This is a genomic window from Flavobacterium sp. HSC-61S13 (genome assembly GCF_024171535.1).
Taxonomy (GTDB): Bacteria; Bacteroidota; Bacteroidia; order Flavobacteriales; family Flavobacteriaceae; genus Flavobacterium.
The window spans coordinates 110980-128791 of sequence record NZ_JALJZV010000007.1 but is presented as its reverse complement, the minus strand read 5'-3'; the positions used below and the strand labels follow the sequence as shown (position 1 = coordinate 128791).

Genomic DNA, 17812 nt, shown 5'->3' with positions numbered 1-17812 from the left:
TACAAATGTATAAAGTTTTTGTAAACGACAAGCCTCTATTTCTGACAAACGAAATTGTAAAAGAAACTGATTTCCAATTGTTCTTGTTAGATAGTGTCGATATCGACAAAATTATCATTAAATATTTTCAAAATAAAATCCAAAAGGCTTTTCTTTATCATCCTAATGAAAAAGAAATTCTAAAAAAAATCAAAGAAAAGATTCCCGTTCAAAAAGCGGGGGGGGGATTGGTCTATAATTCCAAAGGAGAGGTCTTGTTTATTCTTCGAAATGGGAAATGGGATTTGCCTAAGGGAGGTATTGAGAAAAATGAAGAAATTGAGCAAACCGCTATCCGCGAGGTCGAAGAAGAAACCGGAGTTACGGGCTTGGAAATAACTAAGAAACTTCAGAAAACCTATCATGTATTTAAACGCAATGGCAAGTACAAACTTAAGATTACCCATTGGTTTGAAATGAAAACGGATTTTGATGGAGTGCCAGTTGGACAAATTGAAGAAGGGATAGAACAGGTTGCTTGGTTAAATAAAGAACAAATTCGAGAAGCCATGGAGAATTCGTATGAGAACATCAAACTTTTGATTGAAGAGTCAGATGTTTTATAAACCAGTAAATATAAAAAAAGGTCGGCAGTATATACTGCCGACCTTTTTTTTGGTTGTTATCTTTTAACAAAAACGGGTTTAGGAACCAGTCGTTGATAGTCGCCTTTGTTTCGGATTACATCTCTAACGATGCTGGAACTGATGAAGGAAGTGCTCGCTGCGGTTAATAAAAAGACCGTTTCGATTTTTGTCAAAAAGCGATTGGTATGAGCAATGGCTTTTTCAAACTCAAAATCAGCGGGATTTCGCAATCCTCTAAGTATAAATTGAGCGTCGTTTTCGATACAGAAGTCGGTAGTCAATCCGTGATACGTACGGACTTTAATCTTGGGCTCATCTTTAAAGGTTTCTTCGATAAATCGCTTTCGTTCATCTAAAGAAAACATATATTTCTTTTCGGCGTTGACACCTATTGCAACGATAATTTCGTCAAATAAGGGTACTGCACGGCAAATAATGTCAAAATGTCCATTGGTGATTGGATCAAATGAACCGGGGAAAACCGCTCTTCTCATGATTAAGATTTGTCAAGTGCCAAACAGATGGCGTTATCAAATAATGCTGCTAGTGAGATATTGGCTTCACGGGCCTGTTGTGGTAAGATGCTTTCGTTGGTCAGTCCCGGAATAGTATTCATTTCAAGTAAAAACGGTTCGCCGTTGACCAAAATAAATTCGCTACGAGAAAAACCCTCCATCTTTAAAATGATATATATTTTCTTGGTGATTTCACTGATTTTTAAAGCGACTTCTTCTGATATGCGAGCTGGTGTGATCTCTTGAGATTTGCCCATGTATTTGGCCTCGTAATCAAAAAAGTCGTTTTCAGATACAATCTCAGTAATGGGTAGTACTTTGACTTCTCCTTGATAGTTGATCACTCCGACAGAGACTTCTGTACCCTCCAGAAAACTCTCAATAATAATTTCATTATCTTCTAGGTAAGCTTTGTCAATCGCTGTTAAAAGCTCCTCGGAAGTTTTTGGTTTTGAAATTCCGAAACTGGAACCCGATTTATTGGGTTTTACAAAACAAGGTAGGCCGACTTTTTGAATAATAGCTTCTGTATCGATAACATCACCTTGATTGAGGTAATACGAAATGGCGGTTTTAATACCATAGGGTTTTAATACCGATAACATATCGCGTTTATTCATGGTTAGTGCAGCTTGATAATATCCACAAGAAGTATGAGGCATATTGATCAATTCAAAATAAGCTTGTATTAAACCATCTTCGCCAGGACTTCCGTGTATAGCATTAAAAACGACATCGAAAATTATTTTTTTGCCTTGGTAGATTATTGAAAAATCATTCTTGTCAATAGGGTACTCTTGTTCATCATCTGCAACAAATACCCATTTGTTTTTAAAGAGGTGAATTCTATACGGAACGTATTTTGAACGATCCAGCGATTGGTATACCACATTTCCACTGAGTAGTGATATTTTATATTCGCTAGAATACCCACCCATAATAATAGCTACATGCTTCATATCTAATGATTTTGTCAATTGGAGACCCTCGTTTTTTAGAGGGCTCTCAATTAAACAAATTTATAATAAAACATAGAAACAAAAAATCTTTTCTATTTTATATCTTTGTCAAAATTATATTTTTATGAGTATTAGAAAATTTATAACATCAAAAGCTTTTTTTATCAATATAGCTTTGGCAGTAATCATCATCGTGGTGATTAGTTTTGCGTCATTACGCTGGATGAAAAGCTCTACAAACCACGGTCAGAAGATCGCTGTTCCGGAATTGCGAAAAATGAAGGTCGATGCGGCAGAAGGTGTTTTGGAAGCAGTGCAATTGAAGCTGGTTATTTTAGATACTTTGGATTATGATAAAAGCGTACCTCCATTGTCGATTATTGAACAAGATCCAGCGGCAGGAGCAGGAGTAAAAGAAAATAGAAAGATTTACGTAAAGATAAATGCAGCGGGATATTCTAAAATAACCTTGCCAGACTTAAATCAATTGACCTTTAGACAAGCCATAGCTACAGTAGAAGCAATGGGCCTAAATTTGGGGACCACCACATATCAAAGTTATATTGGTAGAGATGTCGTATTACAAGTGAGACAAAATGGTAAAACATTAAAAGCTGGTGATAAGGTTTTAAAAGCCTCTAAATTAGATTTTGTATTAGGAGATGGTAGAGCGGGATTGTCTGCAGAGGCATTAGACGTAGCTCCAGAAATTGAAAACAACACAGCGGAATAAATGCAAGAAAATATCGAGTTCCAAGACGAATTAGAAGGGGATTTATACGAACATTACAAATTTGAAGCCTCTAAAGGACAAGCGCCTTTACGTGTGGATAAATTTTTAATGAATTTGGTAGAGAATGCTACTCGAAATAAAATTCAACAAGCCGCGACAAACGGTAATATATTTGTCAACGAGATTCCTGTCAAGTCAAATTACAAGGTCAAAGCCTTTGATGTAGTACGAGTATTGATGGAACAACCGCCGTTTGAAAATAAAATTTTACCGGAGAATATTCCATTGGATATCGTTTATGAAGACGATACGCTTTTGGTGATCAACAAAAAACCCGGACTAGTTGTACATCCTGGACACGGAAACTACACGGGAACCTTAGTAAATGCTTTGGCTTATCACTTTGAAAATTTACCTCTAAACAGCAGTGAGCGTCCCGGATTGGTTCATCGAATCGACAAGGACACCAGCGGTTTATTGGTTATTGCTAAAACCGAATGGGCGATGAGCGAATTACAAAGACAGTTTGCCGAAAAAACTACAGAAAGAGAATATGTGGCTTTGGTGTGGGGTAATGTGACCGAAGAAGAAGGTACGGTCGAAACTTATATTGGGCGACACGTTAAAAACCGAATGCAGATGGCCGCTTATGAAGACGAAGCAGATGGTAAATATGCAGTTACTCACTATAAAGTTTTAGAACGTTTGGGGTATGTTACGCTTGTGAGTTGTCGATTAGAAACCGGTCGTACACATCAGATTCGCGTTCATATGAAACACATTGGGCATACCTTATTTAACGATGAGCGTTATGGTGGACACTTGATTCTAAAAGGGACTACTTTTACCAAATACAAACAGTTTGTAGAAAACTGCTTTCAAATATTACCACGTCAAGCCTTACATGCTCAGACCTTAGGATTTGAACATCCGATAACCAAGGAGTTTATGCGCTTTAGTTCGGATATTCCAACTGATATGATGCAGTGTATTGATAAGTGGAGAAACTATTCAACAGCCAATCAACCTGAAGTGGAATAAGCCATGCGAAATGTCATTAGTATTGACTTATCAGAATATACCAATTTTAAAGATAAACTACTTCAGTGGGCACAACAGTTCCGCGAAGTAGTTTTTTTGGATAGTAATAACGCTGCGGAGAATTATTCCGAATTTGATTACCTGCTTGCAGTGGATGCCTTTACGGCTATTCAAACCGATTATGATCGGGCATTTCTCGATCTAGAAGCCTATTATTCCCAAACGAAAGATTGGTTGTTTGGTTATTTGAGTTATGACCTAAAAAACAGTGTCGAAAAATTAAAATCTTCGAATATCGATGGATTGGAATTTCCAGATTTGTTTTTCTTTCAACCCCAAAAAATCTTTAAAGTTAAGGGGGATATATTGGAATTGCATTACCTCAGAAATTGTGATGACGAATGGGAGAGCGACTTACAGAAAATTGAAGAAACCAGTTTGTTTACGGTTGTACCTACAGCAAATATTGAGATACAACAGCGCATTTCTAAAGAACAATATATTCAAAAAATCACGGATATGCTCGGCAATATTCAGGCGGGGGATATCTATGAGGCCAATTTTTGTATGGAGTTTTTTGCAGAAAATAGCACGATAGATCCGTTGCAAATTTATCAGGCATTAAATGCGATTTCTAGTCCACCTTTTGCTACTTTTTTTAAGAACAACAACCAGTACGCTCTAGGGGCTTCTCCAGAGCGCTATCTGAAAAAAATCGGTACTAAAGTAATCTCACAGCCTATTAAGGGAACTGCAAAACGACATCTACTTGTGGACGATGATTTGCAAGCTCGTATTGATTTGCAATCAAATATTAAAGAACGTGCAGAAAATATTATGATCGTCGATTTGGTGCGAAATGATTTGTCCAAAACGGCTATTAAAGGATCTGTAAAGGTGGAAGAGTTATGTGGAATCTATACTTTTAAACAAGTACACCAAATGATCTCAACAGTGGTGTCCGAGGTTTCTGTTGATACTTCTCCGATTGCAATTATTCAGTCGACCTATCCAATGGGAAGCATGACTGGAGCTCCAAAGATTTCTGCGATGAAAATTATTGAAGAATTGGAAGAATCCAAGCGCGGACTCTATAGTGGTGCTATTGGATATTTTAACCCTGAGGGCAATTTTGATTTCAATGTGGTCATCAGAAGTATACTCTACAATCACACCAAACGTTATATTTCATTCTCTGTTGGAAGCGCAATTACCTCTCTGGCCGAGCCTGAAGCCGAATATGAAGAATGTTTGTTAAAGGCTCAAGCGATGAAAAGGGTTTTACAACCGGTAAAAGAATAAATACCCGGTCCGCAAACACCACTTCTTAGGTGTGCTATGCCCATTAAAAATGTTGGTATGGGTACTTTCTAGTAAATTGTTCGGGACAACCCCATCTAACTTAAGCGCAAAAAATTACAGATTCACAAAAAATTATAGTTTCTGTAATTTTTTTGGCAAAAAAGAGGTTTCAAAAAACAAATAAAATATGTTACTTTGAGGACTTTAATTTGTAAAATGTTAGTAAAACTTAAAACTCACGTTCAGAATCGATTTCCGCATTTGCAACAGGCTAAACTTTTGTTGGCGGTTAGCGGAGGAGTTGATAGTATCGTGATGTTGCGTTTATTTGCAGAATTAAAGATGGATATTGCTGTCGCGCATTGTAATTTTCAATTGCGAGATAAAGAGAGTGATGGCGATATGGAATTTGTAAAACAATTGTGTAAACAATTGGGAGTTCCGTTTTTTGGCATCCGTTTTGATACAAAGCAGTATGCCCAAGTAAATGGAGTGTCGATTCAAATTGCAGCGCGAGACTTGCGCTATCAATGGTTTGATACCTTATTGTTAGACAAAAAACTCGATTTTCTTTTAACGGCACACCATTTAGATGATTCTGTTGAAACTTTCCTAATCAATTTTTCTCGGGGTACAGGTTTGGATGGTTTGATGGGAATTCCCGAACAAAATCATAAAATTGTACGTCCAATATTGATTTTTTCTAGAGAAGAAATTGAGCAACATGCTAGGGAGAATGGATGGGATTGGCGTGAGGATCATACCAATGCAGAAACCAAATATTTGCGCAATAAGATTAGAAAAGAAGTCGTGCCAATTTTTAAAAAGAGCAATGCGGGTTTTTTGAATTCGTTTAAAAATTCGATGATGTATTTAAACGAGGCACATAGCCTAATTGAAGATGCTTCAAAAGATTTTTATGATCGAGTTGTTATTGAAGAGGGAGAAACGCGGTATTTCTCCATTGCAGCATTAAAAACACGAGGGAACTATCTGGCTTACTTACATCACTGGTTGTTGCCGTTCGGATTTAAGAACTGGGACGATGTCGACGTATTAGTAGATGCGCCTACCGGTAAAATGATTTTTTCTGATACAGCTGTTTTGCTAAAAAATAGAGAGCAGTTGATATTGGCACCAAAAAGTGTTTTGGACGATGATAAGCAGGTATACGAACTTTATGAAAATGAAACTATAACTAAACCAATAATTATATCTAATGAACAACAAAATGAACGATTAGCCTATGAAGATAAAGACATTATTTTTATAGATAAAGATCAAGTAAAGTTTCCCTTGCTGCTTAGAAAGTGGCGTGAAGGCGATTCTTTTTATCCTTTGGGAATGCACGGATCTAAAAAGCTAAGTAAGTATTTTAAAGATGAGAAATATTCTCAAATTGAAAAAGAATCAGCTTGGATCTTGTGTTCTGAAACTCAAATTGTATGGATTGTCGGTGGTCGAATGGATGATCGATTTAAGATAAAAAGTACAACTAAAAACATTTTAAAAATTCAATTAATCAAATGAAAAAATTAGCCTATTTGCTACTTTTTTTAGTTTCCATTATTACGGTTCAGGCACAGATTGTCAATCCGGCAAAATGGAAATCTAAAATAGAAAAAAAATCAGAAACGGAATATGTGATTACCCTCGACGGTGTAGTAGATGGGAATTGGCATATGTACTCACAATTCACAGCTGAAGGAGGACCTTTACCAGCAGAATTGTTGTTTAATAATGAAAAAGGGAATTACCTCATTGCTGGAAAAGCAAAAGAGAGTGCGACTAAAACGGCTTATAACGATGTTTTTGAAGTAGATGAAACCTACTTTGATGGACCTGTTAAATTGGTTCAAGAAATTAAAATAACCAATAAAGACCTTAAAAACATTCAATTAGAATTAGCTTATCAAGTTTGTGATGAAGTTTGTATCAGTCAAAGTAACTTTTTTGTATTTGATCTTGCGACCATGAGCTCCTCGGAAGTTAAAAACTTCGAAGATGCTGCTGATTCCGTAACTGCTACTACTACAGCGGGTTCAGAAAATCAGGCGGTTACACCAATTAAGCCAGTAAAAGAAGAGCAAAAGGGATTGTTTAAAATCTTTTTTATCGCATTTTTATCTGGATTTGCAGCTTTGTTAACCCCTTGTGTATTCCCGATGATTCCTATGACGGTGAGTTTCTTTACAAAACAAAGTAAAACCCGTGCTAAAGGTATTCGTAATGCCATTTTTTATGGATTATCAATCATTTTGATTTATGTGGTATTGGGTACTATAGTGACCGCTGTTTTTGGAGCAGATTCGCTTAATGCTTTATCAACCAATGTTTGGTTTAATATCATATTTTTTGTTTTATTGGTGGTTTTTGCTACCTCATTTTTAGGAGCATTCGAAATTATGCTACCAAATTCATGGGCAAATAAAGTCGATTCTCAGGCCGATCGCGGTGGGTTTATTGGCATTTTGTTTATGGCGTTAGCTTTGGCGATAGTCTCTTTTTCTTGTACAGGACCTATCGTAGGGACTTTGTTAGTTGAAGCGGCTTCCAAAGGCGGAATTGCTCCGATCGTAGGAATGTTGGGTTTCTCAACTGCATTGGCTTTGCCATTTATGTTGTTTGCGATGTTCCCAGGTTGGTTAAACTCTATGCCGAAATCAGGTGGATGGTTAAACACGATTAAAGTTTCTCTAGGTTTCTTAGAGTTGGCTTTAGCCTTTAAATTCTTATCTAATGCGGATTTGGTTTTGCAAGCTCATTGGTTGGAAAGAGAAGTTTTCTTAGCTATTTGGATCGCGATATTTGGAGCTTGGGCTTTATATTTATTAGGAAAAATCAAATTGCCACACGATAGTCCGATGGATCATATTTCAGTAGGACGTTTGGCGATGGCTTTGTTGGTATCGACCTTTACAATTTATTTAATTCCAGGATTGTGGGGTGCTCCACTAAAAATCATTTCAGGATTCCCTCCTCCAATGACCTATAGTGAAAGCCCATATGGAGTAGGTAATTCCAAAGGCGGTGGTGCTTCTACTGAAGTAGAATTACCAGACGGTGCTAAATTGGGTGCCCATGATTTGATTGCCTTTACCGATTATCAAAAGGGAATAGCTTATGCTAAATCAGTAAATAAACCTGTTTTATTGGACTTTACAGGATTTGCATGTGTCAACTGTCGTAAAATGGAAGATTACGTATGGTCGGATCCAGAAGTATTATCTTTACTGAGAAAGGACTTTGTGTTAATTTCTCTTTATGTAGACGATAAAAAGGAATTACCAGAGGCGGAACAATATATATCACCTGAAACGGGAAGAAAAATTAAGACTATTGGTAATAAGTGGAGTGATTTTCAAATTACACATTACAAAGCCAATGCACAGCCTTATTACATTGTTTTAGATTCTGATGAAAAGGCATTAAACAGTCCGATCGGATATACGCCAGATGTACCGACTTACAAAAATTGGCTAATAGAAGGAAGTAGTAAGAAACAATAATTAATATAGAGATCATGAAAAATAAAATCGCTTTAGTGGCTTTACTGATGACTTCCTATTTTGGAACGGCACAGGTTCAAGTACCACAAATGAGTACCAAAGCAAAAATTGAACAGGTTGTTGGGCTTACGGATATCAGTATCGACTATACCAGACCGAATATGCGTGGTCGTTCTGTATTTGGAGATTTGGTTCCCTACGGAAGAATGTGGAGAACGGGTGCTAATGTCAATACCATGATTACTTTCGGTGATGATGTTGTTATCGATGGGAAAACATTAAAAAAAGGGACTTACGCATTGTATACCCTTCCAAAAGCGGAATCTTGGGACGTGATTTTTTACGCCAATACCAACAACTGGGGACTACCTGAAAAATGGGATGATTCTAAAGTAGCCTTAAAAACTACGGTAAAACCGATTGCTTTAACTCGTAACGTGGAGACTTTTACATTAGCTATAAATAATGTCAATGTCGATGCGGCTGATTTGGAAATTTCTTGGGAAAAAACCATGGTAGCTGTTCGTATTGAAGTACCGTCAGAGAAATTGGCTTTAGCGAGTATCGATGAGGTTTTAGCGGGTCCTAAAGCAGTGGATTATTATGCGGCAGCACAATACTACTTCTTGATCAATAAAGACATGAATAAGGCTTTAAATTGGATTAATAAGGCTATCGAGCTGAAAGGTGACGAGGCTCCTTATTATTTCGTGAGACTAAAATCACAGATCCAAGCGAAGTCAGGAGATAAAAAAGCTGCGATAGAAACAGCAAAAAAATCGCTGTCCATGGCAGAAAAAGCAAACAATGCCGATTATATCAAAATGAACAAAGACTCTATATTAGAGTGGTCAAAATAAAAAAAAAGGCTGTCGGTAAGACAGCCTTTTTTCATTTAGCTTAACGGGAGTTTCCTTTCTCGTTTTCTTATTAATAGTTTATATTTGCATCTTAACAACACATCCTTATTTTATGTTAACAGAACTGAATGCTATTTCACCTATCGACGGTCGTTATAGAAATAAAACCAATTCTTTAGCTGCTTATTTTTCTGAAGAAGCCCTGATTAAATATCGCGTATTAATCGAAATCGAGTATTTTATCGCTTTATGTGAAATACCTTTGCCACAATTACAAGGAGTTTCTCCAACTGTTTTTCCAGAATTGCGCAAGGTTTATCAGAACTTTTCTACAGAGGATGCATTGGAAATTAAAGAAACAGAAAAGACTACCAATCACGATGTCAAAGCCGTTGAATATTTTGTTAAGGCAGCCTTTGATCAATTGGGTTTAGAAGCTTATAAAGAATTTATTCATTTCGGCTTAACGTCACAAGATATCAACAATACAGCCATACCTCTTTCAACCAAAGAAGCTTTTCAGGAAGTTTATATGCCGCTTTTTATCAAGCTGGTCAATAAACTAAAAGCGCTTAGCTTGGAATGGAAAGACATACCGATGCTCGCGCGTACACATGGACAGCCTGCATCTCCAACTCGTTTAGGAAAGGAGATTCACGTTTTTGTGGAGCGTTTGGAAGAACAACTTCGCTTGTTGAATAACATCCCTTTTGCAGCTAAATTTGGTGGAGCTACCGGTAATTTTAACGCTCATCACGTGGCTTATCCGAAACAGGATTGGAGACAATTTGGAAATGATTTTGTCGAAACCAACTTAGGTTTAAAACACTCTTTTCCAACCACGCAAATTGAACATTATGATCACTTTGCTGCCTTTTTTGATGCTTTAAAGCGCATCAATACCATCGTGTTGGATTTGGATCGCGATGTGTGGACCTATGTTTCCATGGAATACTTTAAACAAAAAATTAAAGCAGGAGAAATTGGTTCTTCGGCTATGCCACATAAAGTCAATCCGATTGACTTTGAAAACTCGGAAGGGAATTTGGGTATTGCCAATGCAATCTTTGAACATTTATCTGCTAAATTACCCGTGTCACGCTTACAAAGAGATTTGACAGACAGTACGGTATTGCGTAATATTGGTGTGCCATTTGGACATACAATCATCGCTTTTGAAGCCACTCTAAAAGGATTGGATAAATTGCTGTTAAATGCAGATAAATTTGCTCAAGATTTAGAAAACAATTGGGCTGTGGTTGCAGAAGCTATTCAAACGATTTTGAGAAGAGAGGCATACCCAAATCCGTATGAAGCACTAAAAGACTTGACCAGAACCAATACGGGAATCAATAAAGCGTCGATGCATCAGTTTATCGAAGGGCTTAATGTCTCGGATGAAATAAAAGCAGAACTCAAACAAATTACACCAAGTAATTATTTGGGAATTTCTGTTTAAAAAAAACTGGGTATATGTGCGTATGCGCTTTTAGGCGAATATGCCATTCTCAAGATTAAAAATAAAAAAATTGGGCATCTCGCAAGATGCCCAATAAATTGAATTAATGGTAAAAAACCGCTATTACTCCGCAATAATCTCCCCTTTCATTAAGGCGTAATGTGCCGGGAACGTACACATGAATGGATAGGTTCCCGCCTCGGTAATTTTAAATTCAATAGTAGTTGATTCCCCTCCGCCAATTGTTTTGGTGTGGGCGATAATATTGTTTGTTTCTGACGCAGGAATATAATCGTTGTCTTTGGCAACAGCAGCTTTTTCTGCAAATGCAGCCATATCAACACCAGTCTTTAATACCACAAAATTGTGACCCATTACGGCTTTATCCATCTTACCGGTATGATGTAAGGTAAGTATGATGGTTTCGCCAACGGGTACTTTGATTTCGGTTTTGTCAAATTTCATGGTGTCGTCTCCAGAAATGCTCACTTCAAATCCTTCTTTTGGTGCGCTTTCTTCTGGACTAACAGTTACTTCTTGTGCTTCCGTTTTTTTACTATCTCCACATGATGATAATGATATACTAACTAATCCAATTGTACAGATAAGGAATATTTTTTTCATATTTTTTCTAGATTTTTGTACTGTAAAATTAGTTGTATTTTACATCCAATGATATGATAATTATCATGTTATAAAAAAAATAATAATATTTTTTTCTTGTGCTTATGTGTGCTGCTGTATTCTAAATTGGGACTCCATAATACTAGATTTTATGCCGGTGCTGTACTGTGACTTGCTGTGCCTACTTCAGTATTATATGTGATTTGGAGACGTTCCTGTTTGTTGAAAAAGCGTTACGGTGACTTCAGGCTGGAAAAGCTGGTGATTATTTTGAAATCTTTAGTAGTGTCAGTTGGAATCGAATTTTGTTTTCCGTTAAAAAACGGTTATTAAATTGCGTAAATATTTGATTTTAAAGTAAATTAGATTAAATTTAGTAAGTTGAAAGCCTGAAGGTATACAAGCTTAAATCACAGTTTATAAGATTATTATTGTGAACATAGGCAGTCGACGATATAGTAGTAGGGTCTTAATTTTTTTAAATAAAACTAGAATATGAAGAAACGCGTTTTAATGTTAGCAGGAGATTTTGTTGAAGATTACGAAGTTATGGTTCCATTTCAGGCCTTACTTTCGGTAGGTGTAGAAGTTGATGTAGTTTGCCCAGGCAAAAAGGCAAATGAAGCTATTGCTACTGCAGTTCATGATTTTGTAGGTTTTCAAACGTATATGGAATTGCGAGGGCATAATTTTATTTTAAACAAAACTTTTTCTGAGGTGAAAGTTTCAGACTATGATGGATTGTATGTATGTGGTGGGAGAGCTCCTGAATACATTCGTTTAAATCCCGATGTTATAAAGTTTGTACAATATTTCTTTGAAAAAAATAAACCGGTAGCGGCAATATGTCATGGTATTCAGATACTAACCGTTGCGGATGTGTTAAAAGGGAAGAAATTAACGGCTTATCCGGCTATTGGACCAGATATCGTGTTAGCGGGAGGTCATTATCAGGAAATCGCTGTTGACGCAGCGTATACCGACGGTAATTTAACGACTTCGCCAGCTTGGCCAGGACACCCAGCAATCTTAAAGGAATTTTATAAAATGTTGGGAATTGCCATTGTAAAAAATTAAAAGCATGGGTATTGTTGACACGGACTTGTAAAAGGGACTGATGAAGTGCAAAACATTTCTTATTTTAGCAAAACTAAATTAATACCATGATTACAGAAAAACAGTTTCAAGAAGAATTAGAGATCATTATAAAAAATGCGATAAGAGAAGATGTAGGTGATGGAGATCACAGTTCTTTGGCTTGTATTCCAATAGCGGCAGTAGGGAAAGCTCGTTTGCTGGTAAAGGAAGCAGGTATTTTAGCCGGTGTCGAATTTGCAAAGATGATTTTTCACTATGTTGATCCTGAATTGGCCGTTGAAGTCTTGATTACTGACGGAAGTAAAGTAGCCGTTGGCGATGAAGCCTTTTATGTTAGTGGTAGGTCACAATCTATTTTAAAAGCAGAGCGTTTGGTATTGAATTCTATGCAACGCATGAGTGCAATTGCGACCAAAACCAAAGTCTTTGTAGATTTGCTGGAAGGAACTGATACCAAAATATTAGATACACGCAAAACCACACCTGGAATTAGAGCTATTGAAAAATGGGCTGTAAAAATAGCAGGTGGAGAGAATCATCGTTTTGCCTTATATGATATGATTATGTTGAAAGATAATCATATTGACTTTGCAGGGGGAATTTCGAAAGCTATTCAAAAGACCCATGCGTATTTAAAACAAAATAATAAAGATTTAAAAATCATCGTCGAAGCCAGAAGCTTAGAAGAGGTAAGTCAGATATTAGAAAATGAAGGAGTTTATCGAATTTTATTAGATAATATGGATTACGATACCACCAAAAAGGCAGTCGCAATGATTCAAGGTCGATGCCAAACAGAATCTTCGGGTAATATTGATCAAAATACAGTGAGAGCCTATGCCTTATGTGGGGTTGATTATGTTTCATCTGGAGCTTTAACACATTCTGTTTGGAATATGGATTTGAGTTTAAAAGCGGTTTTATAAGTAACTTAAAAAACCAAATGAGTGTCGAAAGAAATTGAGGATAAAATAGATAAAATACCGGTACTAAATAAAGTGGTGTCTTTTATAAAGACCATTAAACTACCTAAATTAGAGGGGTATTCGCTCTATGACTTGCTGGAACTGTATGTTACTGGTATTGTCAAGGGGGCGTTTTCATATCGTGCTGGTTCGATTGCCTTTAGTTTTTTTATGGCGTTGTTTCCGTTTGCACTTTTTATTTTAAATCTGATCCCCTATATTCCTTTAGAGAATTTTCAGGCAGATTTTATGCAATTTATCGCGAGTTCTGTTCCTCCCAATACGTATGAAGCGATATCGTCTATCTTAGACGATATTATGACGAACAGTTATAAGTCATTACTGTCTTCTGGGTTTTTATTGTCGATTTTTTTGATGGCTAATGGTGTTTTTGCGATTATAGGAGGATTTGAATCCTCTTATCATATCACGATTTCACACAGTTTGTTTCGGCAATATTTATTGGCTTTAGGATTGTCTATCATGCTGTCTTTTATGTTGATTATCACAGTAGCGGTATTTGTCGTTTTGGAGGTGATTATGCACAGTATCATGGATATGGAAATTTGGTTGCAGTGGGCGAGAAATTTATTCTTGTTATTTGTGATCTTAATGGTGACTTCTACCTTGTATAAATTTGGAGCCAAGGAAATGCAAAAAGTATCTTTTATATCCGTGGGGTCTGTTTTTACAACGGTATTGTATGTGTTTACTTCCTATTTCTTTGGAATATATGTTTTGAGATTTGCCCGTTATAATGAATTGTATGGTTCTATTGGGACATTATTAGTTTTGATGTTTTATATTTGGATTAATTGCATGATTTTACTACTGGGATTTGAATTAAATGCATCGATTAGTAAATTAAAACGAAAAAAAAGTTATATTTGATTATACGACGTCACCAACAGCTACAAGGGAATTATGTTACCTAAGGCTCGTGTTGAAAATAGTAGTGGGATAAATTTTAAAACAATAATAGTATTATTATGAAAAACTCAATTTTAGTTCTGTTTGTGATGTTTCTAGGAAGTATGACAACATTAAATGCGCAGAGTATTACGGGTAAGTGGAAAACTATCGATGATACTACTGGGAAAGAAAAGTCAATTGTTGAAATTACAGAAATAAGCGGAAAATATTACGGAAAGGTAATCAAGTTAATCAAGCCTACAGTTGAGAATCCAGTCTGTGATAAATGTCCTGGAACTGACAAAGGCAAGCCTATTGTTGGTTTGACGATCATCAAAGGTTTGATTAAAAAAGGGGGTGAATACACCGATGGAAGAATTATCGATCCTCAAACGGGGAAAGAGTATAAGTGTACCGTTAAACTCAACGGTATTGACAAGTTAGATGTTCGTGGATATCTCGGAATATCGTTGTTGGGAAGAACGCAAACATGGGTCAGAATATAGATGCATTTGTAAACATTTAAATGAAAATTTGAAAAACACTTTTGGTAGAGAAGCCCTCTGTCAAAAGTGTTTTTTTTTATACAAAGGTGTATCTTTGTCCATACAATTTTTTAATTATGATGTATTTTGTTGAGGTCGTAGTACCTCTGTCTGTATCTGCAACATTTACGTATTCGGTCTCTGAATCGGAGTTCGAGTTTATACAGGTAGGTATGCGTTTAGCAGTTCCATTTGGCAAGAATAAAGTATATACAGCTTTGGTTTTGGAAAAACATCACCGGGTGCCTTTGCAGTATCAAGCCAAGGAAATACATGAAATATTAGATAGAAGTCCGATAGCTACTGAGAAACAAATCCAATTGTGGCAGTGGATTGCAGAGTACTATATGTGTAGTTTGGGAGAGGTTTATCGAACGGCTATGCCATCGAGGTTGTTGTTGGAAAGCGAAACGTTAATTCATCTTAATCCAGATTCAAATATCGATAGTAAAGAGCTTACAGATCAAGAGTATTTGATTTTTGAGGCCTTACAACTGCAGTCGACTTTGAAAATTGAAGAAATCGTGTCGATTTTAAATAAAAAAACCATTTTTCCGATTGTTAATGCGCTGCTGGATAAGCAGGTGATTTATATACAAGAAGAATTAATAGAAAAATACAAACCCAAGCAAACGCGTTATGTTCGGTTAATTGATGATTATGAATCAGGAGATCGATTGAATGCCTTGTTAGAGTTGTTGTCTCGAGCAGCCAAACAGCGCGAGCTAATTTTGAGTTATTTTCAGCTAAAAGCTGTGGAACGAAAACCCTTATCTGTCAAGAGATTGTTGGAGTTTTCCGGGAGTACGGCTGCGGTGATAAAAGCATTGGTGGATAAGGAAATCCTCGAAGAATATTTTCTAACGGAAGATCGAGTGATTTTTAAAGATCGAGAAGAGGTTGACTTTGTACTTAGTCCGGCTCAACAAGTGGCTTATGATGCTATCGAAAACGGTTTTGAATCCAAAGATGTCGTTTTGCTTCATGGGGTTACCGCTTCAGGAAAAACAGAGATCTACATCAAAATGATTGAATCGTTTTTGAATACGGGCAAACAAGTTTTGTTTTTGTTGCCAGAAATTGCCTTGACGACACAGCTGGTGACGCGATTGGTGGCATATTATGGTAATCAGGTAGCTGTTTTTCATTCGAAATATTCGCAAAATGAACGGGTGGAAGTTTGGCATCAGGTCTTGGCAGAGTCGGTAACAGCTCGGATTGTCATAGGGACGCGTTCATCGCTTTTTTTACCCTTTGAGCAATTGGGCTTCGTGGTGGTGGATGAAGAGCATGAGGCGACGTTTAAACAACAGGATCCGGCACCTCGCTACCATGCGCGAGATGCGGCTATAGTGCTGGCGAAAATACACGGAGCAAAAGTACTTTTGGGGTCGGCAACACCGAGTCTCGAAAGTTATTATAATGCCAATCAAAATAAATTTGGTTTAGTAAGCTTAACCGAGCGTTACGCCAATGTAATTCTACCTGAAATAGTTTTAGTGGATGTAAAAGAAAAATACAAGCGAAAACTGATGACCGGTCATTTCTCCAATACTCTTATTGAAGAAATCGTACAGGCATTGGCTTTGGGAGAGCAAGTTATCCTTTTTCAGAATCGTAGGGGTTTTTCACCTGTAGTGGAATGCATGACTTGCGGAACAGTGCCCCAGTGTACCGATTGCGATGTGAGTCTTACCTATCACAAGTACAAAAATCAGTTACGCTGTCATTACTGTGGTTTTGCCATGCCGATGCCTAGGTCTTGCGTGGCTTGTAATGGTGTTGACTTAAATACTAAAGGTTTTGGTACAGAGCAAGTAGAGGAAGAGCTAAAACAGCTTTTTCCAGAAAAGAAGATTGCCCGTATGGATCAGGATACTACAAGGGGTAAATACGGTTTTGATAAAATATTGGATGCGTTTAAAGAAGGGGAAATTGATATTCTAGTCGGAACTCAGATGCTGGCTAAGGGTTTGCATTTTGATAATGTCAATCTAGTCGGAGTGATGAATGCGGATAACAGTTTGTTTCATCCTGATTTTCGTGCTCATGAACGGGCCTTTCAAATGTTGATGCAGGTTTCGGGAAGAGCTGGGCGAAAGCATAAACAAGGTCGAGTGATTATACAAACCTACAATCCGTATCACAATATTATTCAGCAGGTCACGAACAATGATTACGAAGGGATGTATAAGGAGCAAATGTATGAACGGCACAATTTTAAATATCCGCCGTTTTACAGGCTGGTTCGTTTAACTTTAAGGCATCGGGAATTTGAGAAACTCAAGGAAGCGTCCTTTTGGGTGTATAATATGTTGAAGACCCATTTGGATATGCCTGTTTTGGGGCCTGAAGAGCCGGCAATTAGTCGTATTAGAAATCAATATATCCGTGTGATCCTGATTAAAATACCCCAACAAAAACCATTGATGTCTACCAAAAATCAGATTCAACGCGTACTAAAAAGTTTTGAAGCTGTTGGTGGATATCGTGCGGTTAAGGTTACTGCTAATGTAGATTTCTATTAGTGAATAAAAAAATACAGATAAAAACTGCCAAATATTTGAATTCAACACTTAAAAATTAAGTTAAAGCAATGTGTTTTTTAGCTTAAAATGTTTAAAAAATGAGCTTTTTTGGTCTTTTTACAATTACTTTTTGATA

General features: G+C 36.8%; 16 protein-coding genes. 13 read left to right on the top strand and 3 right to left on the bottom strand.

All coding sequences use genetic code 11. The features are described 5' to 3' along the window. The first annotated feature begins 5 nt into the window (after positions 1–5). Complete coding sequence (locus L1275_RS08895; protein ID WP_253471945.1) at positions 6–605, top strand: NUDIX hydrolase; 600 nt, start codon at positions 6–8, stop codon at positions 603–605. Between the two features lie 56 nt (positions 606–661). On the opposite strand, the gene coaD is transcribed toward L1275_RS08895, so the two are convergent. Both coaD and L1275_RS08885 read right to left on the bottom strand, forming a co-directional pair. Next, positions 662–1120 (bottom strand): pantetheine-phosphate adenylyltransferase, encoded by a 459-nt coding sequence (gene coaD / locus L1275_RS08890; protein WP_253471943.1) that lies wholly within the window; start codon positions 1118–1120, stop codon positions 662–664. Between the two features lie 2 nt (positions 1121–1122). Then, on the bottom strand, positions 1123–2100 hold the full coding sequence (locus L1275_RS08885) for a D-alanine--D-alanine ligase (RefSeq protein ID WP_253471941.1): 978 nt from the start codon (positions 2098–2100) through the stop codon (positions 1123–1125). A gap of 124 nt (positions 2101–2224) precedes the next feature. Between L1275_RS08885 and L1275_RS08880 the strand changes: the two genes are divergently transcribed. The 7 genes from L1275_RS08880 (at position 2225) to purB (ending at position 11004) form a co-directional block, all read left to right on the top strand. Beyond that, positions 2225–2833 (top strand): PASTA domain-containing protein, encoded by a 609-nt coding sequence (locus tag L1275_RS08880; protein WP_253471939.1) that lies wholly within the window; start codon positions 2225–2227, stop codon positions 2831–2833. Beyond that, on the top strand, positions 2834–3874 hold the full coding sequence (locus L1275_RS08875) for an RluA family pseudouridine synthase (protein ID WP_253471937.1): 1041 nt from the start codon (positions 2834–2836) through the stop codon (positions 3872–3874). A 3-nt stretch (positions 3875–3877) separates the two neighbouring features. Continuing rightward, a complete protein-coding gene (locus L1275_RS08870) occupies positions 3878–5176 on the top strand; it encodes an anthranilate synthase component I family protein (protein ID WP_253471935.1) in 1299 nt (432 codons plus the stop codon). A gap of 216 nt (positions 5177–5392) precedes the next feature. Then, complete coding sequence (gene tilS / locus L1275_RS08865; protein ID WP_253471933.1) at positions 5393–6706, top strand: tRNA lysidine(34) synthetase TilS; 1314 nt, start codon at positions 5393–5395, stop codon at positions 6704–6706. Beyond that, the gene (locus L1275_RS08860; RefSeq protein WP_253471931.1) at positions 6703–8685 is read left to right on the top strand and encodes a protein-disulfide reductase DsbD; all 1983 of its coding nucleotides are present in this window, start codon (positions 6703–6705) and stop codon (positions 8683–8685) included. Before tilS ends, L1275_RS08860 begins: the two co-directional genes overlap by 4 nt. Before the next feature lie 14 nt (positions 8686–8699). Further along, complete coding sequence (locus L1275_RS08855) at positions 8700–9545, top strand: DUF2911 domain-containing protein (RefSeq protein ID WP_253471929.1); 846 nt, start codon at positions 8700–8702, stop codon at positions 9543–9545. Positions 9546–9657: 112 nt separating this feature from the next. Next, the gene (gene purB, locus L1275_RS08850; RefSeq protein WP_253471927.1) at positions 9658–11004 is read left to right on the top strand and encodes an adenylosuccinate lyase; all 1347 of its coding nucleotides are present in this window, start codon (positions 9658–9660) and stop codon (positions 11002–11004) included. 123 nt (positions 11005–11127) lie between these two features. On the opposite strand, the gene azu is transcribed toward purB, so the two are convergent. Then, positions 11128–11628, bottom strand: a complete 501-nt coding sequence (gene azu, locus L1275_RS08845) for an azurin (protein WP_253471925.1) — start codon at positions 11626–11628, stop codon at positions 11128–11130. Positions 11629–12123: 495 nt separating this feature from the next. Between azu and L1275_RS08840 the strand changes: the two genes are divergently transcribed. From L1275_RS08840 to priA, 5 genes are all read left to right on the top strand, one after another. Next, a complete protein-coding gene (locus L1275_RS08840) occupies positions 12124–12705 on the top strand; it encodes a DJ-1/PfpI family protein (protein ID WP_253471923.1) in 582 nt (193 codons plus the stop codon). 86 nt (positions 12706–12791) lie between these two features. Then, positions 12792–13652: a carboxylating nicotinate-nucleotide diphosphorylase gene (gene nadC / locus L1275_RS08835; RefSeq protein WP_253471921.1), complete on the top strand. Its 861-nt coding sequence runs from the start codon at positions 12792–12794 to the stop codon at positions 13650–13652. A gap of 21 nt (positions 13653–13673) precedes the next feature. Beyond that, positions 13674–14582: a YhjD/YihY/BrkB family envelope integrity protein gene (locus tag L1275_RS08830; RefSeq protein ID WP_253471919.1), complete on the top strand. Its 909-nt coding sequence runs from the start codon at positions 13674–13676 to the stop codon at positions 14580–14582. Between the two features lie 98 nt (positions 14583–14680). Further along, on the top strand, positions 14681–15109 hold the full coding sequence (locus L1275_RS08825; protein ID WP_253471917.1) for a DUF2147 domain-containing protein: 429 nt from the start codon (positions 14681–14683) through the stop codon (positions 15107–15109). Positions 15110–15225: 116 nt separating this feature from the next. After that, positions 15226–17676, top strand: coding sequence for a primosomal protein N' (gene priA / locus L1275_RS08820; protein ID WP_253471915.1), 2451 nt, complete (start codon positions 15226–15228; stop codon positions 17674–17676). The last annotated feature ends 136 nt before the right edge of the window (positions 17677–17812 follow it).